The 16,880-nt window shown below is 65.8% G+C and carries 10 protein-coding genes and 1 riboswitch; of the genes, 4 read left to right on the top strand and 6 right to left on the bottom strand.

Annotated elements, in window-relative coordinates; all coding sequences use genetic code 11:
* Positions 1–68 precede the first annotated feature (68 nt).
* The 3 genes from EF834_RS08475 to gcvP all read left to right on the top strand — a co-directional run bounded on the left by EF834_RS08475 (position 69) and on the right by gcvP (position 4,602).
* Positions 69–542, top strand: a complete 474-nt coding sequence (locus EF834_RS08475) for a bifunctional nuclease family protein (RefSeq protein ID WP_127946794.1) — start codon at positions 69–71, stop codon at positions 540–542.
* A 238-nt stretch (positions 543–780) separates the two neighbouring features.
* Complete coding sequence (locus tag EF834_RS08480; RefSeq protein ID WP_127946795.1) at positions 781–1,398, top strand: MerR family transcriptional regulator; 618 nt, start codon at positions 781–783, stop codon at positions 1,396–1,398.
* Positions 1,399–1,453: 55 nt separating this feature from the next.
* Positions 1,454–1,559: riboswitch (glycine riboswitch) on the top strand.
* Between the two features lie 190 nt (positions 1,560–1,749).
* Positions 1,750–4,602 carry an aminomethyl-transferring glycine dehydrogenase gene (gene gcvP / locus EF834_RS08485; RefSeq protein ID WP_127947297.1) on the top strand — a complete coding sequence of 951 codons (2,853 nt, stop codon included), beginning with the start codon at positions 1,750–1,752 and terminating at the stop codon, positions 4,600–4,602.
* A gap of 447 nt (positions 4,603–5,049) precedes the next feature.
* On the opposite strand, the gene EF834_RS08490 is transcribed toward gcvP, so the two are convergent.
* The 6 genes from EF834_RS08490 to EF834_RS08515 form a co-directional block, all read right to left on the bottom strand.
* Positions 5,050–6,804 (bottom strand): substrate-binding domain-containing protein, encoded by a 1,755-nt coding sequence (locus tag EF834_RS08490; RefSeq protein ID WP_164874103.1) that lies wholly within the window; start codon positions 6,802–6,804, stop codon positions 5,050–5,052.
* 132 nt (positions 6,805–6,936) lie between these two features.
* On the bottom strand, positions 6,937–8,793 hold the full coding sequence (locus EF834_RS08495; protein ID WP_127946797.1) for an NAD(P)/FAD-dependent oxidoreductase: 1,857 nt from the start codon (positions 8,791–8,793) through the stop codon (positions 6,937–6,939).
* Positions 8,794–8,814: 21 nt separating this feature from the next.
* Positions 8,815–10,638, bottom strand: a complete 1,824-nt coding sequence (locus tag EF834_RS08500) for a flavin-containing monooxygenase (RefSeq protein WP_127946798.1) — start codon at positions 10,636–10,638, stop codon at positions 8,815–8,817.
* Positions 10,639–10,765: 127 nt separating this feature from the next.
* Positions 10,766–12,598, bottom strand: coding sequence for an NAD(P)/FAD-dependent oxidoreductase (locus EF834_RS08505; protein ID WP_127946799.1), 1,833 nt, complete (start codon positions 12,596–12,598; stop codon positions 10,766–10,768).
* A 188-nt stretch (positions 12,599–12,786) separates the two neighbouring features.
* Complete coding sequence (locus EF834_RS08510; RefSeq protein WP_127946800.1) at positions 12,787–14,988, bottom strand: malate synthase G; 2,202 nt, start codon at positions 14,986–14,988, stop codon at positions 12,787–12,789.
* Positions 14,989–15,330: 342 nt separating this feature from the next.
* Entirely contained in the window at positions 15,331–16,143 is an 813-nt protein-coding gene (locus EF834_RS08515) for an SDR family NAD(P)-dependent oxidoreductase (protein ID WP_127946801.1), read from the bottom strand.
* 82 nt (positions 16,144–16,225) lie between these two features.
* Here EF834_RS08515 and EF834_RS08520 point away from each other — a divergent pair, with 82 nt between their 5' ends.
* Positions 16,226–16,825: a TetR/AcrR family transcriptional regulator gene (locus tag EF834_RS08520; RefSeq protein ID WP_127946802.1), complete on the top strand. Its 600-nt coding sequence runs from the start codon at positions 16,226–16,228 to the stop codon at positions 16,823–16,825.
* Positions 16,826–16,880: the final 55 nt, after the last annotated feature.

Here is a 16,880-nt window from a genome sequence, read left to right on the forward strand (position 1 = left end):
AGTACGTCAAACGGGGCTCGTTCGCCGTTCGAGGTGGACCCGGTCACCGGTACGAGGTGGAGGACACGATGAGTGAGATGCGTGTGATCGGAATCCGTGTCGAACAGCCGCAGAACCAACCGGTGTTGCTGCTGCGTGAGAGCGACGGGGATCGATATCTGCCGATCTGGATCGGGCAGACCGAAGCCACCGCGATCGCGCTGGAGCAGCAGGGTGTCGAACCCGCCCGTCCGCTCACGCACGATCTCATCAAGGACCTGCTCGAGGCATTGGGGCACACACTGCTCGAAGTGCGGATAGTGGATCTTCAGGCCGGCACCTTCTACGCGGATCTGGTGTTCGAGGACAATGTGAGAGTGTCTGCGCGACCGTCGGATTCGATCGCGATCGCATTGCGCATCGGTGTGCCGATCTTCGTGGAGGAAGCGGTTCTCGAGGAGGCTGGCCTGGTGATGCCGGACGAGCGCGAGGACGAGGTCGAGAAGTTCAAGGAATTTCTCGAGTCGGTGTCGCCGGACGACTTCAAGGCGACCGACGGTTGACCGAACTGCTCAACCTCAAGTTGAGGTTGAGAGTTATGGGCGTGTCGCATTGACCGCGTGTGTCCGGGGTTCTAGCGTCTGGGTCCGTAAACGTCAGCCACGCCGGGTGCCCCGGGCGTACGCTGAGTGGATCCACCGTTCGGGTTTGCTCTATGTCACGAGTGGGTGGCTAGCAGCGTGGAGAAGTGTTTCATTCCTCTCCTTGCTGGTCGCCACTGAACGCGAGAGGGAGTAGTCCGTGGGAGATCAACCAGAGGAACACCAGTTGGACCTTGTTGGCGAAATGACCATCGGGGCGCCCGCCCTCGACGAGGACGTGCAGCCAGGGTTGTTTCCCGACGACTCCATTCCTGACGAACTCGTCGGCTACCGCGTGCCGACCGCATGCCAGATCGCGGGCATCACTTACCGGCAACTCGACTACTGGGCCCGTACCAACCTCGTCGTGCCTTCGATTCGTGGAGCCGCCGGATCCGGCAGCCAGCGTCTGTACTCGTTCAAGGACATTCTCGTCCTGAAGATCGTCAAGCGACTGCTCGACACCGGTATCTCTCTGCAGAACATCCGGGTAGCGGTCGACCACCTCCGCCAACGAGGTGTAGGCGACTTGGCACACATCACCTTGTTCTCCGACGGCACCACGGTCTACGAGTGCACGTCGCCAGAGGAGGTCGTGGACCTGCTGCAGGGCGGCCAAGGCGTCTTCGGCATAGCGGTGAGCGGCGCGATGCGCGAGCTGACCGGGAAGATCGCCGGCTTTCCCGCCGAGCGCGCCAGCGGAGGCGACGCCACTGAACGTCCCGAGGACGAGCTGGCGTCCCGACGCAGAAATCGTGGCGATCGCAAGACCGGGTAGCCGTGTTCTGGGCATTCGTCCAGGTGTCGTCCAGTGGCATAGACTGACGTAGCGTCGCCGCCGTACGGGAGAGTTCTGGGCAGGCCGTCAGGGCTGTTCGGACGCCGAAGGAGCAACACCTCCCCGTCAATCTCTCAGGCACCGAGGACCGTGCGGGCTACGACGCCTCTGGAGAGCGGTGGGAGCACCCACCCGCCCACGGGGAAAGGCGCGTAGCGTCCGCGGAACGTTGTGGACGCGGCGGCAGCCGAATCTCTCAGGCGCTCGGGATTCCCGAGCAGGTGACAGAGGGGGAGGAACGTTCCACCGGTGGAACGCATCCTGAACCTGACTTACCGCTTGGGAGTTCACTTGATCGACCCTCGTAGCCACTCGTTCACCGATCGCCATGTCGGTCCCGACTCGGCCGAGCTGTCACGCATCCTCGATGTCGTCGGCGTCGACTCGCTCGGCGAACTCGCGGCTCGTGCCGTGCCCGCGAGCATTCTCGATCCTGCGACCGAGGGTGTCGCTGCGGGTCTCGACACGCTCGACGAGCCGCTGACCGAACACGAGGCGCTCAACGCGCTTGCCGCACTTGCTGACCAGAACACCGTCGCGACGTCGATGATCGGTCTTGGCTACTACGACACGCTGACTCCGCCGGTTCTCGTACGAAACATCCTCGAGAACCCGGCCTGGTACACGGCTTACACGCCGTACCAGCCGGAGATCAGCCAAGGGCGGCTCGAGGCGCTGCTGAACTTCCAGACCATGGTCGGCGACCTGACCGGCATGGAGATCGCGAACTCGTCGATGCTGGACGAGGGCACTGCGGCAGCCGAGGCGATGACGTTGTTGCGCCGCGCGTCGCGCAGCAAGTCGTCTCGGTTCGTCATCGACACCGATCTGTTCCCGCAGACCCGCGCCATCGTGGTGACCCGGGCCGAGCCACTAGGCATCGACATCGTCGAAGCAGACCTCACGCAGGGCCTGCCGGACGGCGAGTTCTTCGGTGTCCTCGCGCAGGTCCCGGGTGCGTCCGGCCGCGTGGTGGACTACTCGACGATGATCGAGGCGGCGCACGAGCGAGGCGCGTTGGTGGCGGTCGGTGCCGACCTCCTGGCGCTGACCATGCTCACCCCTCCCGGTGAGATGGGTGCCGACGCGTGCTTCGGCACCACCCAGCGGTTCGGCGTGCCGATGGGCTTCGGCGGTCCGCACGCCGGCTATCTGGCCGTTCACACCAAGCACGCGCGGCAGCTCCCGGGCCGGCTCGTCGGTATCTCTGTGGATGCTGACGGCGACAAGGCCTACCGGCTGGCATTGCAAACCCGCGAGCAGCACATCCGCCGTGAGAAGGCGACCAGCAACATCTGCACCGCGCAGGTGCTGCTCGCCGTCGTCGCGGCCATGTACGCCAGCTACCACGGCGCCGAGGGCCTGAAGGCGATCGCGCAGCGTGTGCACGATCGGGCCGGCTATCTCGCGGCCGGACTGCGCGCCGCCGACGTGGAGGTCGTCCACGAACGCTTCTTCGACACCGTCCTCGCGCGGGTGCCGGGGCGCGCCGCCGACGTCGTCGGGCAGGCGAAGGCGTGGGGCGTCAACCTGCGTTTGGTCGACGACGATCACGTGGGCGTCGCGTGCGACGAGGCAACCACCGAGGAGCACCTCGAGTCGGTGCTCGCGGCGTTCGGGCTGCCATCCGGCGTCGAGATCGCGTATGCACCGACTTCTTTTGGGGACCGCACCACCGCATTCCTGCAGCACGAGGCTTTCACGAAGTACCGCACGGAGACAGCGATGCTCCGCTACTTGCGGGCTCTGTCCGACAAGGACATCGCACTCGATCGCAGCATGATTCCGCTCGGCTCGTGCACGATGAAGCTCAACGCGACCGCCGAGATGGAGCCCATCACATGGCCCGCCTTCGCGAGGCTTCATCCGTTCGCGCCGACCGAGGATGCGCCGGGCATGCTGAAGGTGATCTCCGATCTGCAGGACTGGTTGGTCGCCATCACCGGCTACGACGCGGTGAGCCTGCAGCCCAACGCGGGGAGTCAAGGCGAGTTCGCGGGGCTGCTCGCGATCCGCAACTACCATCTCAGCCGCGGGGACCACCATCGGGACACCTGCCTGATTCCATCCAGTGCGCACGGCACCAACGCGGCGTCGGCGGTGATGGTCGGAATGCGTGTCGAGGTCGTCGCATGCCGTGAGAACGGCGACGTGGACCTCGACGATCTGCGTGCCAAGATCGCCGACCACGCCGAACGCTTGGCGGCGATCATGATCACCTACCCGTCGACGCATGGCGTCTACGAGGAAGAGGTCGGTGAGATCTGCGCGGCGGTGCACGACGCCGGCGGACAGGTGTACGTCGACGGCGCGAATCTGAACGCGCTTGTCGGACTGGCTCGGCCGGGCCGGTTCGGCGGTGATGTGAGCCACCTGAACCTACACAAGACGTTCTGCATCCCGCACGGCGGCGGCGGCCCGGGCGTCGGTCCGATCGGTGTCCGTGAACACCTCGCTCCGTTCCTCCCGGGTCATCCGATGGCCCCCGAACTCGGTGGTTCGGGCCCGGTGTCCGCGGCACCGTACGGCAGCGCGTCGATCCTGCCGATCACGTGGATGTACATCAAGATGATGGGCGCGCAGGGCCTGCGTCGTGCTTCTCTGACCGCAATCGCGTCGGCCAACTACATCGCCCGGCGCCTCGACGAGTACTTCCCTGTGCTGTACACGGGTGAGAACGGCATGGTCGCGCACGAGTGCATCCTGGACCTGCGTCCGCTCACCAAGGAGACGGGCGTGACGGTCGATGACGTCGCGAAACGTCTGGCCGACTACGGGTTCCACGCGCCGACGATGAGCTTCCCAGTTGCCGGCACCCTCATGGTGGAGCCGACCGAGAGCGAGAACCTCGACGAGATCGACGAGTTCTGTGAGGCAATGATCGCGATCCGCCGTGAAATCGATCGGGTCGGGGCGGGGGAGTGGCCCGTCGATGACAATCCGCTGCGCGGCGCCCCGCACACCGCTGCATGCCTGGTCTCCGATTGGAAGCACCCGTACTCACGCGAGATCGCGGTCTACCCGCGCGGAAAGGGGAGTGACTCTCGCCCCAAGGTGTGGCCCGCAGTCCGCCGCATCGACGGTGCTCGCGGCGATCGCAACCTCGTGTGCTCGTGCCCGCCGATCGAGGCGTTCACCAGCTAGCCGATCGGCGATCGACGGCCCGGATGCTCGCATCGAGCATCCGGGCCGTCACCGTTCCGGGGAAGCGATCACACTGAACTCGGTGCGGGACGGAAGCATTAGAATACCCGAACCCAGTAGGGCTCGACCAAATCAGCGACGAATCGCCAACGACGAATCGACAATGACATCGCCACAGGAACGATCTCGGCTGGCGGGGTAGGGGACTGGAGCCGGCTACGGCCGCGAAGTTGTGGTTCCGGTCGTGCGAGATTGTGTACACGTTGGGGCGGACGCTCCTGGACTTCGTCGATACGCACAGTGGGGCATCCAGAGGGGCTCAGCCCACTGTCGTTCCCGTTCCGGAAGAAAGCGACATGGCGCCTTTCCCATGCAAGAAATCCGAGCCGCACGGAACCCATGAAATACCCAAATTCAGCACCGGACCGCAAGAACCAAAAAAATCCCCTACAGCAAGAGTTCTCCGAAGGCGCCACCGATGGCGGGGCCTTCAGTGGAGGGGACCGCGATCAACGTGCCACCGGTCTGGTCGGCGACTGCTTGCAGTGTCTCCTGGTCGCTGTTGTCATCGATCGAGACGACGTCGACGCGTACGGGGTGGGCGCCGCCGGTGAGTGCCGTCGTCAATTGCTCTCTGGTGGTGGAGGTGTCGTCGTTGGGTCCATCGGTGATGAGCAGGATCGAATTGGGGCGGCCTTCGACGAACCCGTCGACGGCGCTCTCGTGTGCGGCGATCAGGGACGCGTAGGTCGATGTTGCGGTGGCTGGGCGCAGGGAATGTAGCGCGGTCTCGAGCCGCTGCCGGCGATCGTCTTCGTTCATTGGCCCGGTCGGGACCTCCACTCGATACGGCTCGTTTCCATTGAGGCCACGGCTGTACACCCACAGACCGACGTCGGCCCCATCCGGCAGTGCCGCGATTCGAGCGGAGAGCGCGTCGACGGTGTTGCTCATTCGGGTACCCGTTCCGTCGTTGAAGCCCATGGATCCGGAGATGTCCAGCAGGATTGTCGTTGCCTGCGGGATGACAGGGCTGGCAAACGTCGCGGCAAGGTGGGTGGCGGCGGGCCCGGTGGCCGGCGCGAGCACCTGCCCGAGCGGCGGCATCGGGGTCCAGTCGGTTGACGGGGGCGTCTGGTCGCCGACACGGAATCCTGCATCGACGAGGTCCTGTACCTGCTCGGGCTGGCTCAGGAAGTCCACGAACTGCGCGGCGGCGCGGCTGAGGGTCTCGTCGACCCACGGTGCCGCAAGGATCGCGGCTGGATGGTCGGCGACCGGCGTGGCGCCGAACGGGGCGAACGCGACCAGGCGCTGTGCTCTTTCTCCGACGGCGTAGATCTGCTGTTCGGTGGCGGGGACGGCGTGGAACGGCGCCCGCGCGGGGTCGGGTTGGGTGGCCAACGCGGTGATCGCGTCGGGCGTGGACGCGGGTGCTCCCTCGTGTGCCGCGCTGCTGTTGGCAAGCGCGGCAATCGCGGTGGTGACCCGCGGGGACGCGGCCTGGGCCGCGTCAAGCGGCCCGGTGCCGACGTTCGCGGTCGCAGCGGCGACAGCGTCCAGGGCGGACGTGGTAGCGGCGGATCCGGCGCCGGTGGGAAGTGCGAGCTTCAGGCTGCCCCAACCGTTGAGTCCCAAACCGGCGAGCGAATCTGTCCCTGACTGCAGTGTGGGGAGGGTCTGCCAATTGATTCTGGCTGCGGTGAGGGCGTGGCCGAGTTCCTGGGGGACCGCGACGACGACCGGACTGAAGGCGACAGACTTCGGTTGGCCGTCGATGGCGCCGGTTCCGGAGAGCCGGTTGACCGGCTCGCTGGTCGCGGGGATCCACAGCGCCGGGGCCGGGCCGAGGTTGTTGTTCCAGGGACCTTGCGGTGCCGCGGACAGCGCGCCCGTCACGGCGGCGGAATCGGCATCGTGCACCGACACCGACACGCAGTGGTCCCGAATCACCGGCCGGGTCTCGGTGAAGCGGGCAGCGAGTTCACGGATCGGGCCGGCGATGTCGGGGTCGGCGGCGACGACGAGTGTGACGGCACCCTCGACGCACGCTCCAGCCGCCGCGGTGCCCTGGCTACTTGTGCGGTCCTTCAACTGGAACCAGCCGACGACGCCGAGCACGAGGACGATCACCGTCACCGCCGAGATGATCGGCCCCTTGCTGACGCCACGAAATCGTCGATCGTTGCGATGCCGTCCCACGAAAACCGCCTTGCTCTCCGCTCGGTCGGTTCTGGGCCCGACCAGCCCTGACGACCGCAGTCTAATGACGATCGGGGGCATCATGACGGGCGCGGCCCCGAATCCTCCGTCGAGGAGTCGGGGTCGCGTGCGTCAGGGGCGTAGTGGTCTGCCTGAGCTGAGGTGACGAACCTCCGGCAGCCCGTAGACCGGGGTCGGGATTCCCTCGTACCTGGCCTTCAACTGCAGCGCGAGGTAGAGGGAGTACTGTCGCGCCTGAGCCAGGCCGCCGCACTGGAACCACAGCCCTTCCTGCCGGGTGGGCTTCCACATGTTGCGCAGCTCGCCCTCCCACGGACCCGGATCCTTGACGGTGCCGAAGCCGAGGCCCCAGCACTTGCCGATCTTGTCGGCCACCTCCTGACCCATGAGGTCCGCGACCCGGGCGCTGATCGAGCCGTAGCCGGTGGCGTAGACGACCAGGTCAGCGGGTAATTCGGTGCCGTCGGTGAGCACCACGGCGTCCTCGGTCAGCCGTTCCACCTGACCCGACGCGAGGTGGATGCTGCCGTCGGCGACCAGATCCGACGCGCCGGCGTCGATGTGGTAGCCGGAGCCGAGACGCAGGTACACCGTGGCGAACCCCCACCCGTCGTCCCCGAAATGGAGTTTGAATCCCACCTTCTCGAGCCGGTCGTAGAGATCCCTGTCCCGCTTGGCGACCTCCTGGTAGATCGGGATCTGGAACTCGGGCATGATCTTGTACGGCAGCGATGCGGAAATGAGGTCGGCCTTCTCCGTCGTAATGCCCTCCGCCAGTGCACGTTCCGAATACAGGTCCCCGAATCCCACATCCGTCAGCGTTTCCGACCTCACCACATACATGGGCGAACGCTGCACCATCGTCACGTCAGCGCAGTTCTCATGCAACGCCTGGCAGATGTCATGAGCCGAGTTACCAGCGCCGATCACTACGGCACGTTTGCCGGCATAGGCGTCCGGCCCCGGGTGCTCGCCGGAATGATGCTGCTCGCCGCGGAACACGTCCTGACCGGGGAAGGTCGGGACGTGGGGCCTGCCTTGCAGTCCGGTTGCGAGCACTAGGTGCTTCGGCCGCAGGACAAGGAGCTGTCCGGCGCGGTCCAGGGCGACGGTCCACTCCCTCGCTTCCTCGTTGAACTTCGCCGACCGGCAGGTGGTGGATCCCCAGTACGGAATCTCCATCACCCTCGTGTACATCTCGAGCCAGTCGCCGAGCCTGTCCTTCGGTGAGAACACCGGCCAGTTGTCGGGAAACGGAAGGTAGGGGAGGTGGTCGAACCACACCGGATCGTGCAGGCACAGTGACTTGTACCGTTTGCGCCACTGGTCGCCCGGGCGTCCGTGCTTGTCGACGACCAGCGCCGGAACGTCGAGCTGACGAAGCCGCGCACCGAGCGTTATACCGCCTTGGCTGCCCCCGATCACCAGCACGTACGGCTGGCGTGTGCCATCGAACTCTCGCGCCTCGATCGCACGCCCTTCCGCCCAGGTCCGGGTGCCGCCACCGGAACCGGGCGTCGCACCGTTGACGCGATTTGTCCCCCGCCTCTCCTCGTAGCCTTTCAACTCCTCCATCGTGGTGAGGAGGGTCCACGCCTCGTCGCCCTCCAGCCGTACGTGCCCCTTGCCTCGGCCGATCGCCGTCTCGAACTCGATCAACGCGGACGTGACGCCACCGCGTTCCGGCACCTCTTCCTCGAGCACCTCGGTGGTACGGAAGTTCGACGGATCGGTGTCATCGAGCCGCGCCCGAAGCATCGCGGCCACGCCATCCCGTCCTTCGACCGTGGCGATATTCCAGGTGAACGCCACCAGATCGCGCCAGAAGCAGTCGGCCGCGAACATCGCCGCGACGCGGTCGGTATCGCGGCCGGCCAGGGCGGACTCGAACCTCGCCAACCACAGATCGACTCGTTCCTCAGGTGTCAATGTCATGTGGTCCGTGGACGGCAGGACTGACTTCGTCATGTGGCGGTCCCACCTGCTGTCTCAGCTGAGGTGATGGACTTCCGGTAATCCGTAGACCGGAGTAGGGATTCCCTCGTACCTGGCCTTCAACTGCAGGCCGAGGTACAGGGAGTACTGCCTCGCCTGAGCCAGATTTCCGCCCTGGAACCACAGTGCTTCCTGCCGGGTGGGCTTCCACATGTTGCGCAGCTCGCCCTCCCACGGACCCGGATCCTTGGTGGTTGCGGAACCGAGTCCCCAACACTTGCCGACCTTGTCGGCCACGTCCTGACCCATGAGGTCGGCCGCCCAGCCGTTCATCGAGCCGTAGCCGGTGGCGTACACGACCAGGTCGGCCGGCAACTCGGTGCCGTCGGTGAGAACCACAGCATCTTCGGTCAGCCGTTCAACCTGACCTGACGCGAGGTGGATGCTGCCGTCGGCGACCAGGTCAGAGGCACCGACGTCGATGTAGTAGCCGGAGCCGCGGCGCAGGAACTTCATGGAGAGCCCCGACCCGTCGTCACCGAAGTCGAGCTTGAAACCGGCCTTCGCGAGCCGGTCGTAGAGGTCCTTGTCCCGTTCGGCGACTTTCTCGTAGATCGGGATCTGGAACTCGTGCATGATCCTGTAGGGCAGTGACGCCGTTGTGAGGTCGGCCTTCTCCGTCGTGATGCCCGCTGCGAGGGCACGCTCCGAATACAGGTCTCCGAGTCCGAGATCCATCAGCGTCTCCGACTTGACGACATTGGTGGACGAACGCTGGACCATCGTCACATCGGCACCGTTCAGGTACAACGCCTGGCAGATGTCATGAGCTGAGTTGTTCGAGCCGACCACCACGACACGCTTGCCGGCGTAGGCGTCGGGACCCGGGTGCTGACTGGAGTGATGCTGCTCGCCGCGGAACACGTCCTGACCGGGGAAGTCCGGGACGTTGGGCTTGCCGTGCATCCCGGTCGCGAGCACGACATGCTTCGGGTGCAACACCACGCGCTGCCCGGCGCGATCGAGGACGACAGTCCACTCCTCGAGTTCCTCGTCGAAATTCGCTGACATGCACCTCGTGGAGGCCCAGTACGGGATCTCCATCAAGTTCGTGTAGCCCTCGAGCCAGTCGCCGATCTTGTCCTTGGGCGAGAAAACCGGCCAATTCTCAGGAAAGGGCAGGTAGGGGAGGTGGTCGTACCAGACCGGGTCGTGCAGGCACAGTGACTTGTACCGTTTGCGCCACTGGTCGCCGGCCCGTTCATGCTTGTCGACGACCAGCGCCGGAACGTCGAGCTGACGCAGCCGCGCGCCCAGCGCGATACCGGCTTGGCCGCCGCCGACCACCAGCACATATGGCTGTCGGGTGTAGCCGAGCTCCCGCTCTTCGATCTCGCGCTTTTCGGCCCAAGTCTGGGTGGCTCCGCGGGGACCGTGGACCGCACCGTTTACGCGATGGGGCCCGAGCCGCTCTTCGAAGCCTTTCAGCTCCTCCATCGTGGTGAGGAGGGTCCACGCCTCGTCGCCCTTCAGCCGCAGGTGTCCCTTGCCGCGGCCGATCGCCGTCTCGAACTCGATGAACGCGGATGTGACGCCGTTGTCTTCCTCCGGCACCTCGCTGGTGTGGAAGTTCGACGGATCGGTGTCGTCGAGCCGTGCCCGAAGCATCTCGGTGACGCCATCGCGGCCTTCGACGGTCGTGATATTCCAGGTGAAGGCAACCAGGTCGCGCCAGAAGCTGTCGACCTCGAACATGCGCGCGACGCGGTCGATGTCGCGGTCGGAGAGGGCGGACTCGAAGCTCGCCAACCACAGATCGACACGTTCCTGAGGGGTCAGAGTTAGTTGGTCAGAAGGCGGCAGGACTGACTTCGTCATGGGTCTCTCCTTCGCTCCGCAACCCAGAGTAGAGCGCCGTCATGGCGGCCCGGATATGTCGAAGCAACGGAGATGTCACAGCAGAGGGAGCGAAGCGCTTGTCGGTCGCAGACAGGGTCGAGCCGTATCAGCTGAGGTGATGAACCTCCGGCAGCCCGTATACCGGGGTCGCGATGCCCTCGTACCTGGCCTTCAACTGCAGAGCGAGATACAGAGAGTACTGCCGCGCCTGAGACAGACCTCCGCCCTGGAACCACAGCCCTTCCTGCCGGGTGGGCTTCCACATGTTGCGTAACTCGCCCTCCCACGGACCCGGATCCTTGGTGGTTGCGGAGCCAAGTCCCCAACACCTCCCGACCTTGTCGGCCACCGCCTGACCCATCAAGTCGGCCACCCGGCCGCTCATCGAACCGTAGCCGGTGGCATAGACGACCAGATCGGCCGACAACTCGGTGCCATCAGCGAGCACCACGGCATCCTCGGTCAGCTTCTCCACCTGTCCCGACGCGAGGCGAATGCTGCCGTCGGCAACCAGATCCGACGCACCGAGGTCGACGTAGAAACCGGAGCCGCGGCGCAGGAACTTCATCGAGAGCCCCGACCCGTCGTCACCGAAGTCGAGTTTGAAACCGGCCTTCGCGAGCCGATCGTAGAGGTCCCTGTCCCGTTCAGCGACCTTCTCGTAGACCGGGATCTGGAACTCGGGCATGATCTTGTAGGGCACCGCCGCGGAGATGAGGTCGGCCTTCTCCGTTGTGATACCCGCTGCAAGTGCATCCTCCGAATACAGTTCTGCGATAAGGTCCCTCAGCGTTTCCGACTTGACGACGTGTGTGGACGAACGCTGCACCATCGTCACATCAGCGCCGTTCTCGTACAACGCTAGGCAGATGTCATGAGCCGAGCTGTTCGAGCCGATCACGACGACACGCTTGTCTGCGTAAGCGTCGGGACCCGGATGCTGGCTGGAATGATGCTGCTCACCGTGGAACACGTCCCGGCCGGGGAAGTCCGGGACATGGGGCTCGCCATGAACCCCGGTCGCGAGCACGACATGCTTCGGGTGCAGCACCACTCGCTGTCCAGAGCGGTCGAGTACGGCGGTCCACTCCTCGAGCTCCTCGTCGAACTTCGCCGACATGCACCTCGTGGAGGCCCAGTACGGAATCTCCATCACCTTCGTGTACATCTCGAGCCAGTCGCCGAGCTTGTCCTTCGGCGAGAAGACCGGCCAGCTGTCGGGGAAGGGCAGGTACGGGAGGTGGCTGAACCAGACCGGGTCGTACAGGCACAGCGACTTGTATCGTTCGCGCCACTGATCACCGGGCCGTTCGTGTCTGTCGACGACCAGCGCCGGAACGCCGAGCTGACGCAGTCGCGCGCCCAATACGATTCCTCCCTGGCCACCGCCGATCACCAGCACATACGGCTGACAGGTGTAACCGAGTTCCCGCTCCTCGATCTCGCGCCTCTCCGCCCAACTCCGAGTGTTGCCAGCGGAACCGTGCACCGCACCGTTGACGCGAGTCGGCCCCCGTCGCTCTTCGTGGCCCTTCAGCTCCTCCATCGTGGTGAGCAGCGTCCACGCCTGATCACCTTCGAGCCGCAGGTGCCCCTTGCCTCGGCCGGTCGCCGTTTCGAACTCGATCAACGCGGACCTGACCCCATCGCGTTCCGGCACCTCTTCCTCGAGCACCTCGGTGGTGCGGAAGTTCGACGGATCGGTGTCATCGAGCCGCGCCCGAAGCATCTCGGTGACACCGTCGTGGCCCTCGACGGTCGCGATATTCCAAGTGAACGCCACCAGGTCACGCCAGAAACTGTCGACTGTGAACATCGCTGCGACCCGGGCGATGTCGCGGTCGGAGAGAGCGGATTCGAAACTCGCCAACCACCGATCGACACGTTCCTGGGGCGTCAAGATCGTTGGGGCAGTAGGCGGCAGAACCGACTTCGTCATGTGTGGCTCCTCGCACTCTCCAACCCAGACTAGCGGCGCCATTGGCGTCCTGGAGGTCACCGCAGGGGGGCAGCGAACCACTTCTTCACGGTGGCACCCGCAAGCCGACGAGACACCACAGGGAGTGCTTCCCGGGCCATGTGCGGCCCGGGAAGCACTCCCTGGTGAGGTCAGGCGGGTTCGGCGGACTATGCCCCGGCCACGGCGGCCTTGTACTCGCGCCGGCGGCGGTGCAGGATCGGCTCGGTGTAGCCGCTCGGCTGCTTACCGCCTTCGAGGATTAGCTCCTTGGCTGCCTGGAACGCGATGCTGGCCTCGAAGTTCGGGGCCATCGGCCGGTAGGCGGCGTCATCGGAGTTCTGGCGGTCGACGACCGGCGCCATCCGCTCGAGGCTCGCGACGACGTCGGCCTCGGAGACGATGTCGTGCCGCAGCCAGTTGGCCAGCAGCTGGCTCGAGATGCGCAGCGTCGCCCGGTCTTCCATGAGCGCGACGTCGTGGATGTCGGGCACCTTGGAGCAGCCGACGCCGGCATCGATCCACCGCACCACGTAGCCGAGGATCGACTGGCAGTTGTTGTCGAGTTCCTGCTGCTTCTCGGCGTCGGACCAGTCGGTGCTGGGGGCGAGCGGGATCGTCAGGATCTCGTCGATGGTGGCACGCTGCTTGCCCTTCAGCTGGTCCTGGACCGCGAACACGTCCACCTGGTGGTAGTGGGTGGCGTGCAGGGTCGCGCCCGTCGGGGACGGCACCCACGCAGTGTTGGCGCCGGCCTTCGGGTGGCCGATCTTCTGCTCGAGCATGTCGGCCATCAGATCGGTCATGGCCCACATGCCCTTACCGATCTGTGCCTTGCCTTGCAGGCCGCGCTCCAGGCCGGTGTCGACGTTCCAGTCCTCGTAGGCGGCGATCCACGTCTGCTTCTTCATGTCGGCCTTGCGCACCATCGCGCCGGCCTCCATCGAGGTGTGGATCTCGTCGCCGGTGCGGTCGAGGAAGCCGGTGTTGATGAACACCACCCGCTGGTCCGCTTCCTTGATGCAGGCGGCGAGGTTGACGGTGGTGCGCCGCTCCTCGTCCATGATGCCCACCTTGAGCGTGTTCGCCGGCAGTCCGAGGACCTCCTCGACGCGGCCGAACAACTCGGTAGTGAACGCGACCTCCTCGGGGCCGTGCTGCTTGGGCTTGACGATGTAGATCGAGCCGGTACGCGAGTTGCTCAGCGGTCCGTGCTGGTCGTCGACGCTCAGACCGTGAGTCGCGCACGCACTGGTGACGAGGGCATCGAGGATGCCCTCGGGCAATTCGTTGCCGTCGGTGTCGAGGATCGCCGGATTGGTCATCAGGTGTCCGACGTTGCGGACGAACAGCAGCGAGCGTCCGTGCAGCGTCAGCTCGTCGCCGTCCGGGGTGGTGTAGGTACGGTCGCCGTTGAGCGTGCGGGTGACTGTCTTTCCGCCCTTGGCGAAGTCCTCGGACAGGTCGCCGCGGTTGAGGCCGAGCCAATTGCGGTAGCCGACGACCTTGTCTTCGGCATCGACCGCTGCAACGGAGTCCTCGAAGTCCATGATCGTGGTGACCGCGGACTCGAGCACGACGTCCTTGACGCCGGCGCCGTCGGTCTGGCCGATCGGGGAGCTGGGGTCGATCTCGATCTCGATGTGCAGGCCATGGTTCCGCAGCAGCACCGAGTTCGGGGAGTCCTTCTCACCGAGGTAGCCGACGAGCTTCTCGGGCTGCGCGAGCCCGGTGATGACCTCGCCACCTAGCTCGACGCGCAGCTCGGTGCCGTCGATGAAGTAGCGAGTGGCCTCGGCGTGCGAGCCCTTGGCCAGGGGAGCGGCGGTGTCGAGGAATCCTCGGGCCCACGCGATCACCTTGTCGCCGCGGACCTTGTTGTAGCCGGGCTTTCCTCCGGGCGCCTTCTCCGCGCCGCCCTCCTCGGAGATCGCGTCGGTGCCGTACAGCGCGTCGTACAGCGAGCCCCAGCGGGCGTTGGACGCGTTGAGCGCGAAGCGGGCGTTGAGGACGGGCACGACGAGCTGCGGTCCGGCGGTGGTGGCGATCTCCGCGTCAACGTTCGCGGTCTCGATCTGGAACGGAGCCGGCTCGGGCAGCAGGTAGCCGATCTGCTGCAGGAACGCCTTGTACTCGGCGGTGTCGATCGGCTGGCCGACCCGCTCGCGATGCCAGCCGTCGATCTGTTCCTGCAGGTCGTCACGCTTGGCGAGCAGCGCCTTGTTCTTCGGGGCCAGGTCGGCGAAGACCTTGCCTGCACCCTCCCAGAACGCATCGGCGCTGACGCCGGTGCCCGGAAGGGCCTCGTCGTTCACGAAGTCGTAGAGAACCTTGGCGACCTGAAGACCACCGACCTGCACGCGTTCAGTCATTGAACTGCCTCACTTTTCCGGTACCAACGGCGCTGTGGACATGGCCACACGAGGGGCACACGCGGGGACGCCGAACGGGACGACAACAATGAATGTTACCCGGGGGTAGCTTCCGGAAGCAGATCGGTCCGGTGTCGCTGCCGCGGGATCGATACAGCCAGCATCGATAGAACCAGTGCGGAGCTGGGGCGCGTGCGGTGGGCGCCGACTGCGGTCGGACGAGAAGGTGCGCGTCCGGATGCAGACTCGATCATGAAAGGCGAGTTGGCCGATCGTGCACCGATGATACGGCCCGGGCGATTTCGCTCGCTCGCCCGGGCCGTAGCTGCTCGCCGGTCGTTGCTACTTCTCGACCGATGCGCGCATCCGGACGTTGCCGAGCATGCGACTGACGACCAGCGCCGTGAGCCGGCGGGTCCCGAGTCGCGGGCCGAGTGCGGACAGCTTGTTCGTCCACCCGGACATGACACTCGGCGGAGGGTTGCGGCGGTCGAGGGTCCGGAACGTGGTCTTCATCACCTGCTCGGCCGTCTGCATGTGCCCCGCGGCCGCCTGCTGGGTGCCGACGACGTCGAAGAACTCGGTGTGGGTCGGGCCAGGGGAGACCGCGAGCACTGTCAGTCCGGTACCCCGGGCCTCCGCCCACAACGCCTCGGTGAAGTGGAGGACGAACGCCTTGGTTCCCGCGTACACCGCCATGCCGGGAACCGGCTGGTACGCGGTGCTGCTGGCGATGTTCATCAGTAGGCCGCGCCCGCGGAGCAGATCGGGCAGGAAGACGTGGGACAACTCGACGAGCGTGGTGACGTTGAGCTGGATCGCGGACGTCATCCGGTCCAGGTCGGCGGAGGCGAAGTCGCCGTGCATGCCGAATCCGGCGTTGTTGACGAGGGAGTCGATGCGGATGTCGCGCGCGGCGAGTTCGCTCTTGAGCTTTTCGGCGACGCCGGGCGCGGCGAGGTCCATCGGGAGGACGGTGACCGTCACGCGGTGCTTATCGCGGATCTCGGTGGCAAGCTCCTCGAGCCGGTCGGCGCGGCGGGCGACGAGGACGAGGTTTGCCCCCCGCTCGGCGAAGCGCCGGGCGAACTCGGTGCCGAGGCCCGCGCTGGCGCCGGTGATGAGGACGGTCGATCCGGATACGTCGACAGACATGCTTCTCCTAGTTGTTGAGTGCCCCCGAATGTAGTCACTGTCACCAATGTAGTCAATGCCAACATTGCGCTACGCTGATGCCATGCCCGACCTCGAACAGCCGTACCACCATGGGAGTCTGCGCCAGGTGCTGCTCACCCGTGCCGAGAGCACCCTCGAGGAGGACGGCGTCGACGGCATCTCGCTCCGACGACTCGCCAGGGAGGCCGGGGTCAGTCATGCCGCACCCAGCAAACATTTCCGGGATCGGCAGGCCCTGCTCGACGCGCTCGTCGAGCAGGGGTTCCGACGCCTGACCGAGGCGCTCGAGCAGGCATTCGACGAGGCGGAACCGCATGCCCGCGCCCGCCTGGGTGCACTCGCCAGCGCCTACGTCACGTTCGCCCTCACCCACCGCGAGCTGCTCGCCCTGATGTACAGCAGCAAGCAAGCACCCGGGGCTGCCGCCGCGGTGGTGGAGGCCGGCCGCACGCCGATGGATCTGACCGTCCGGATCGTCACCGAGGCCCAGGCCGCGGGTGACATCGGCCCCGGCGACCCCCTCCACATCGCCCTTGTCGCGTTCGCCACCTTCCACGGCGTCGCCGCTGTCGCCGCGGGCGGAATGCTCTACGGCGCTTCGGTCGACGAGGTGGTTACCGCGGCATCCGACACGTTCTGGCGAGGTCTCACTCGAGAGTGAGATGACGCGACCCGCAGGGCATTTCGACGCGCCGTCCTCCGCGGTAGTTTTCTGT

This window comes from Rhodococcus spongiicola (assembly GCF_004011835.1).
Lineage (GTDB): Bacteria > Actinomycetota > Actinomycetes > Mycobacteriales > Mycobacteriaceae > Prescottella > Prescottella spongiicola.

Excerpts from the sequence above, each read along its gene's own strand:
- EF834_RS08495 (WP_127946797.1), bottom strand. The coding sequence starts at position 8,793 with ATGACGAAGTCAGTCCTGCCGTCCACGGACCACATGACATTGACACCT.
- EF834_RS08520 (WP_127946802.1), top strand. The coding sequence starts at position 16,226 with ATGCCCGACCTCGAACAGCCGTACCACCATGGGAGTCTGCGCCAGGTG.
- EF834_RS08510 (WP_127946800.1), bottom strand. The coding sequence starts at position 14,988 with ATGACTGAACGCGTGCAGGTCGGTGGTCTTCAGGTCGCCAAGGTTCTC.
- EF834_RS08505 (WP_127946799.1), bottom strand. The coding sequence starts at position 12,598 with ATGACGAAGTCGGTTCTGCCGCCTACTGCCCCAACGATCTTGACGCCC.
- EF834_RS08500 (WP_127946798.1), bottom strand. The coding sequence starts at position 10,638 with ATGACGAAGTCAGTCCTGCCGCCTTCTGACCAACTAACTCTGACCCCT.
- EF834_RS08515 (WP_127946801.1), bottom strand. The coding sequence starts at position 16,143 with ATGTCTGTCGACGTATCCGGATCGACCGTCCTCATCACCGGCGCCAGC.
- EF834_RS08475 (WP_127946794.1), top strand. The coding sequence starts at position 69 with ATGAGTGAGATGCGTGTGATCGGAATCCGTGTCGAACAGCCGCAGAAC.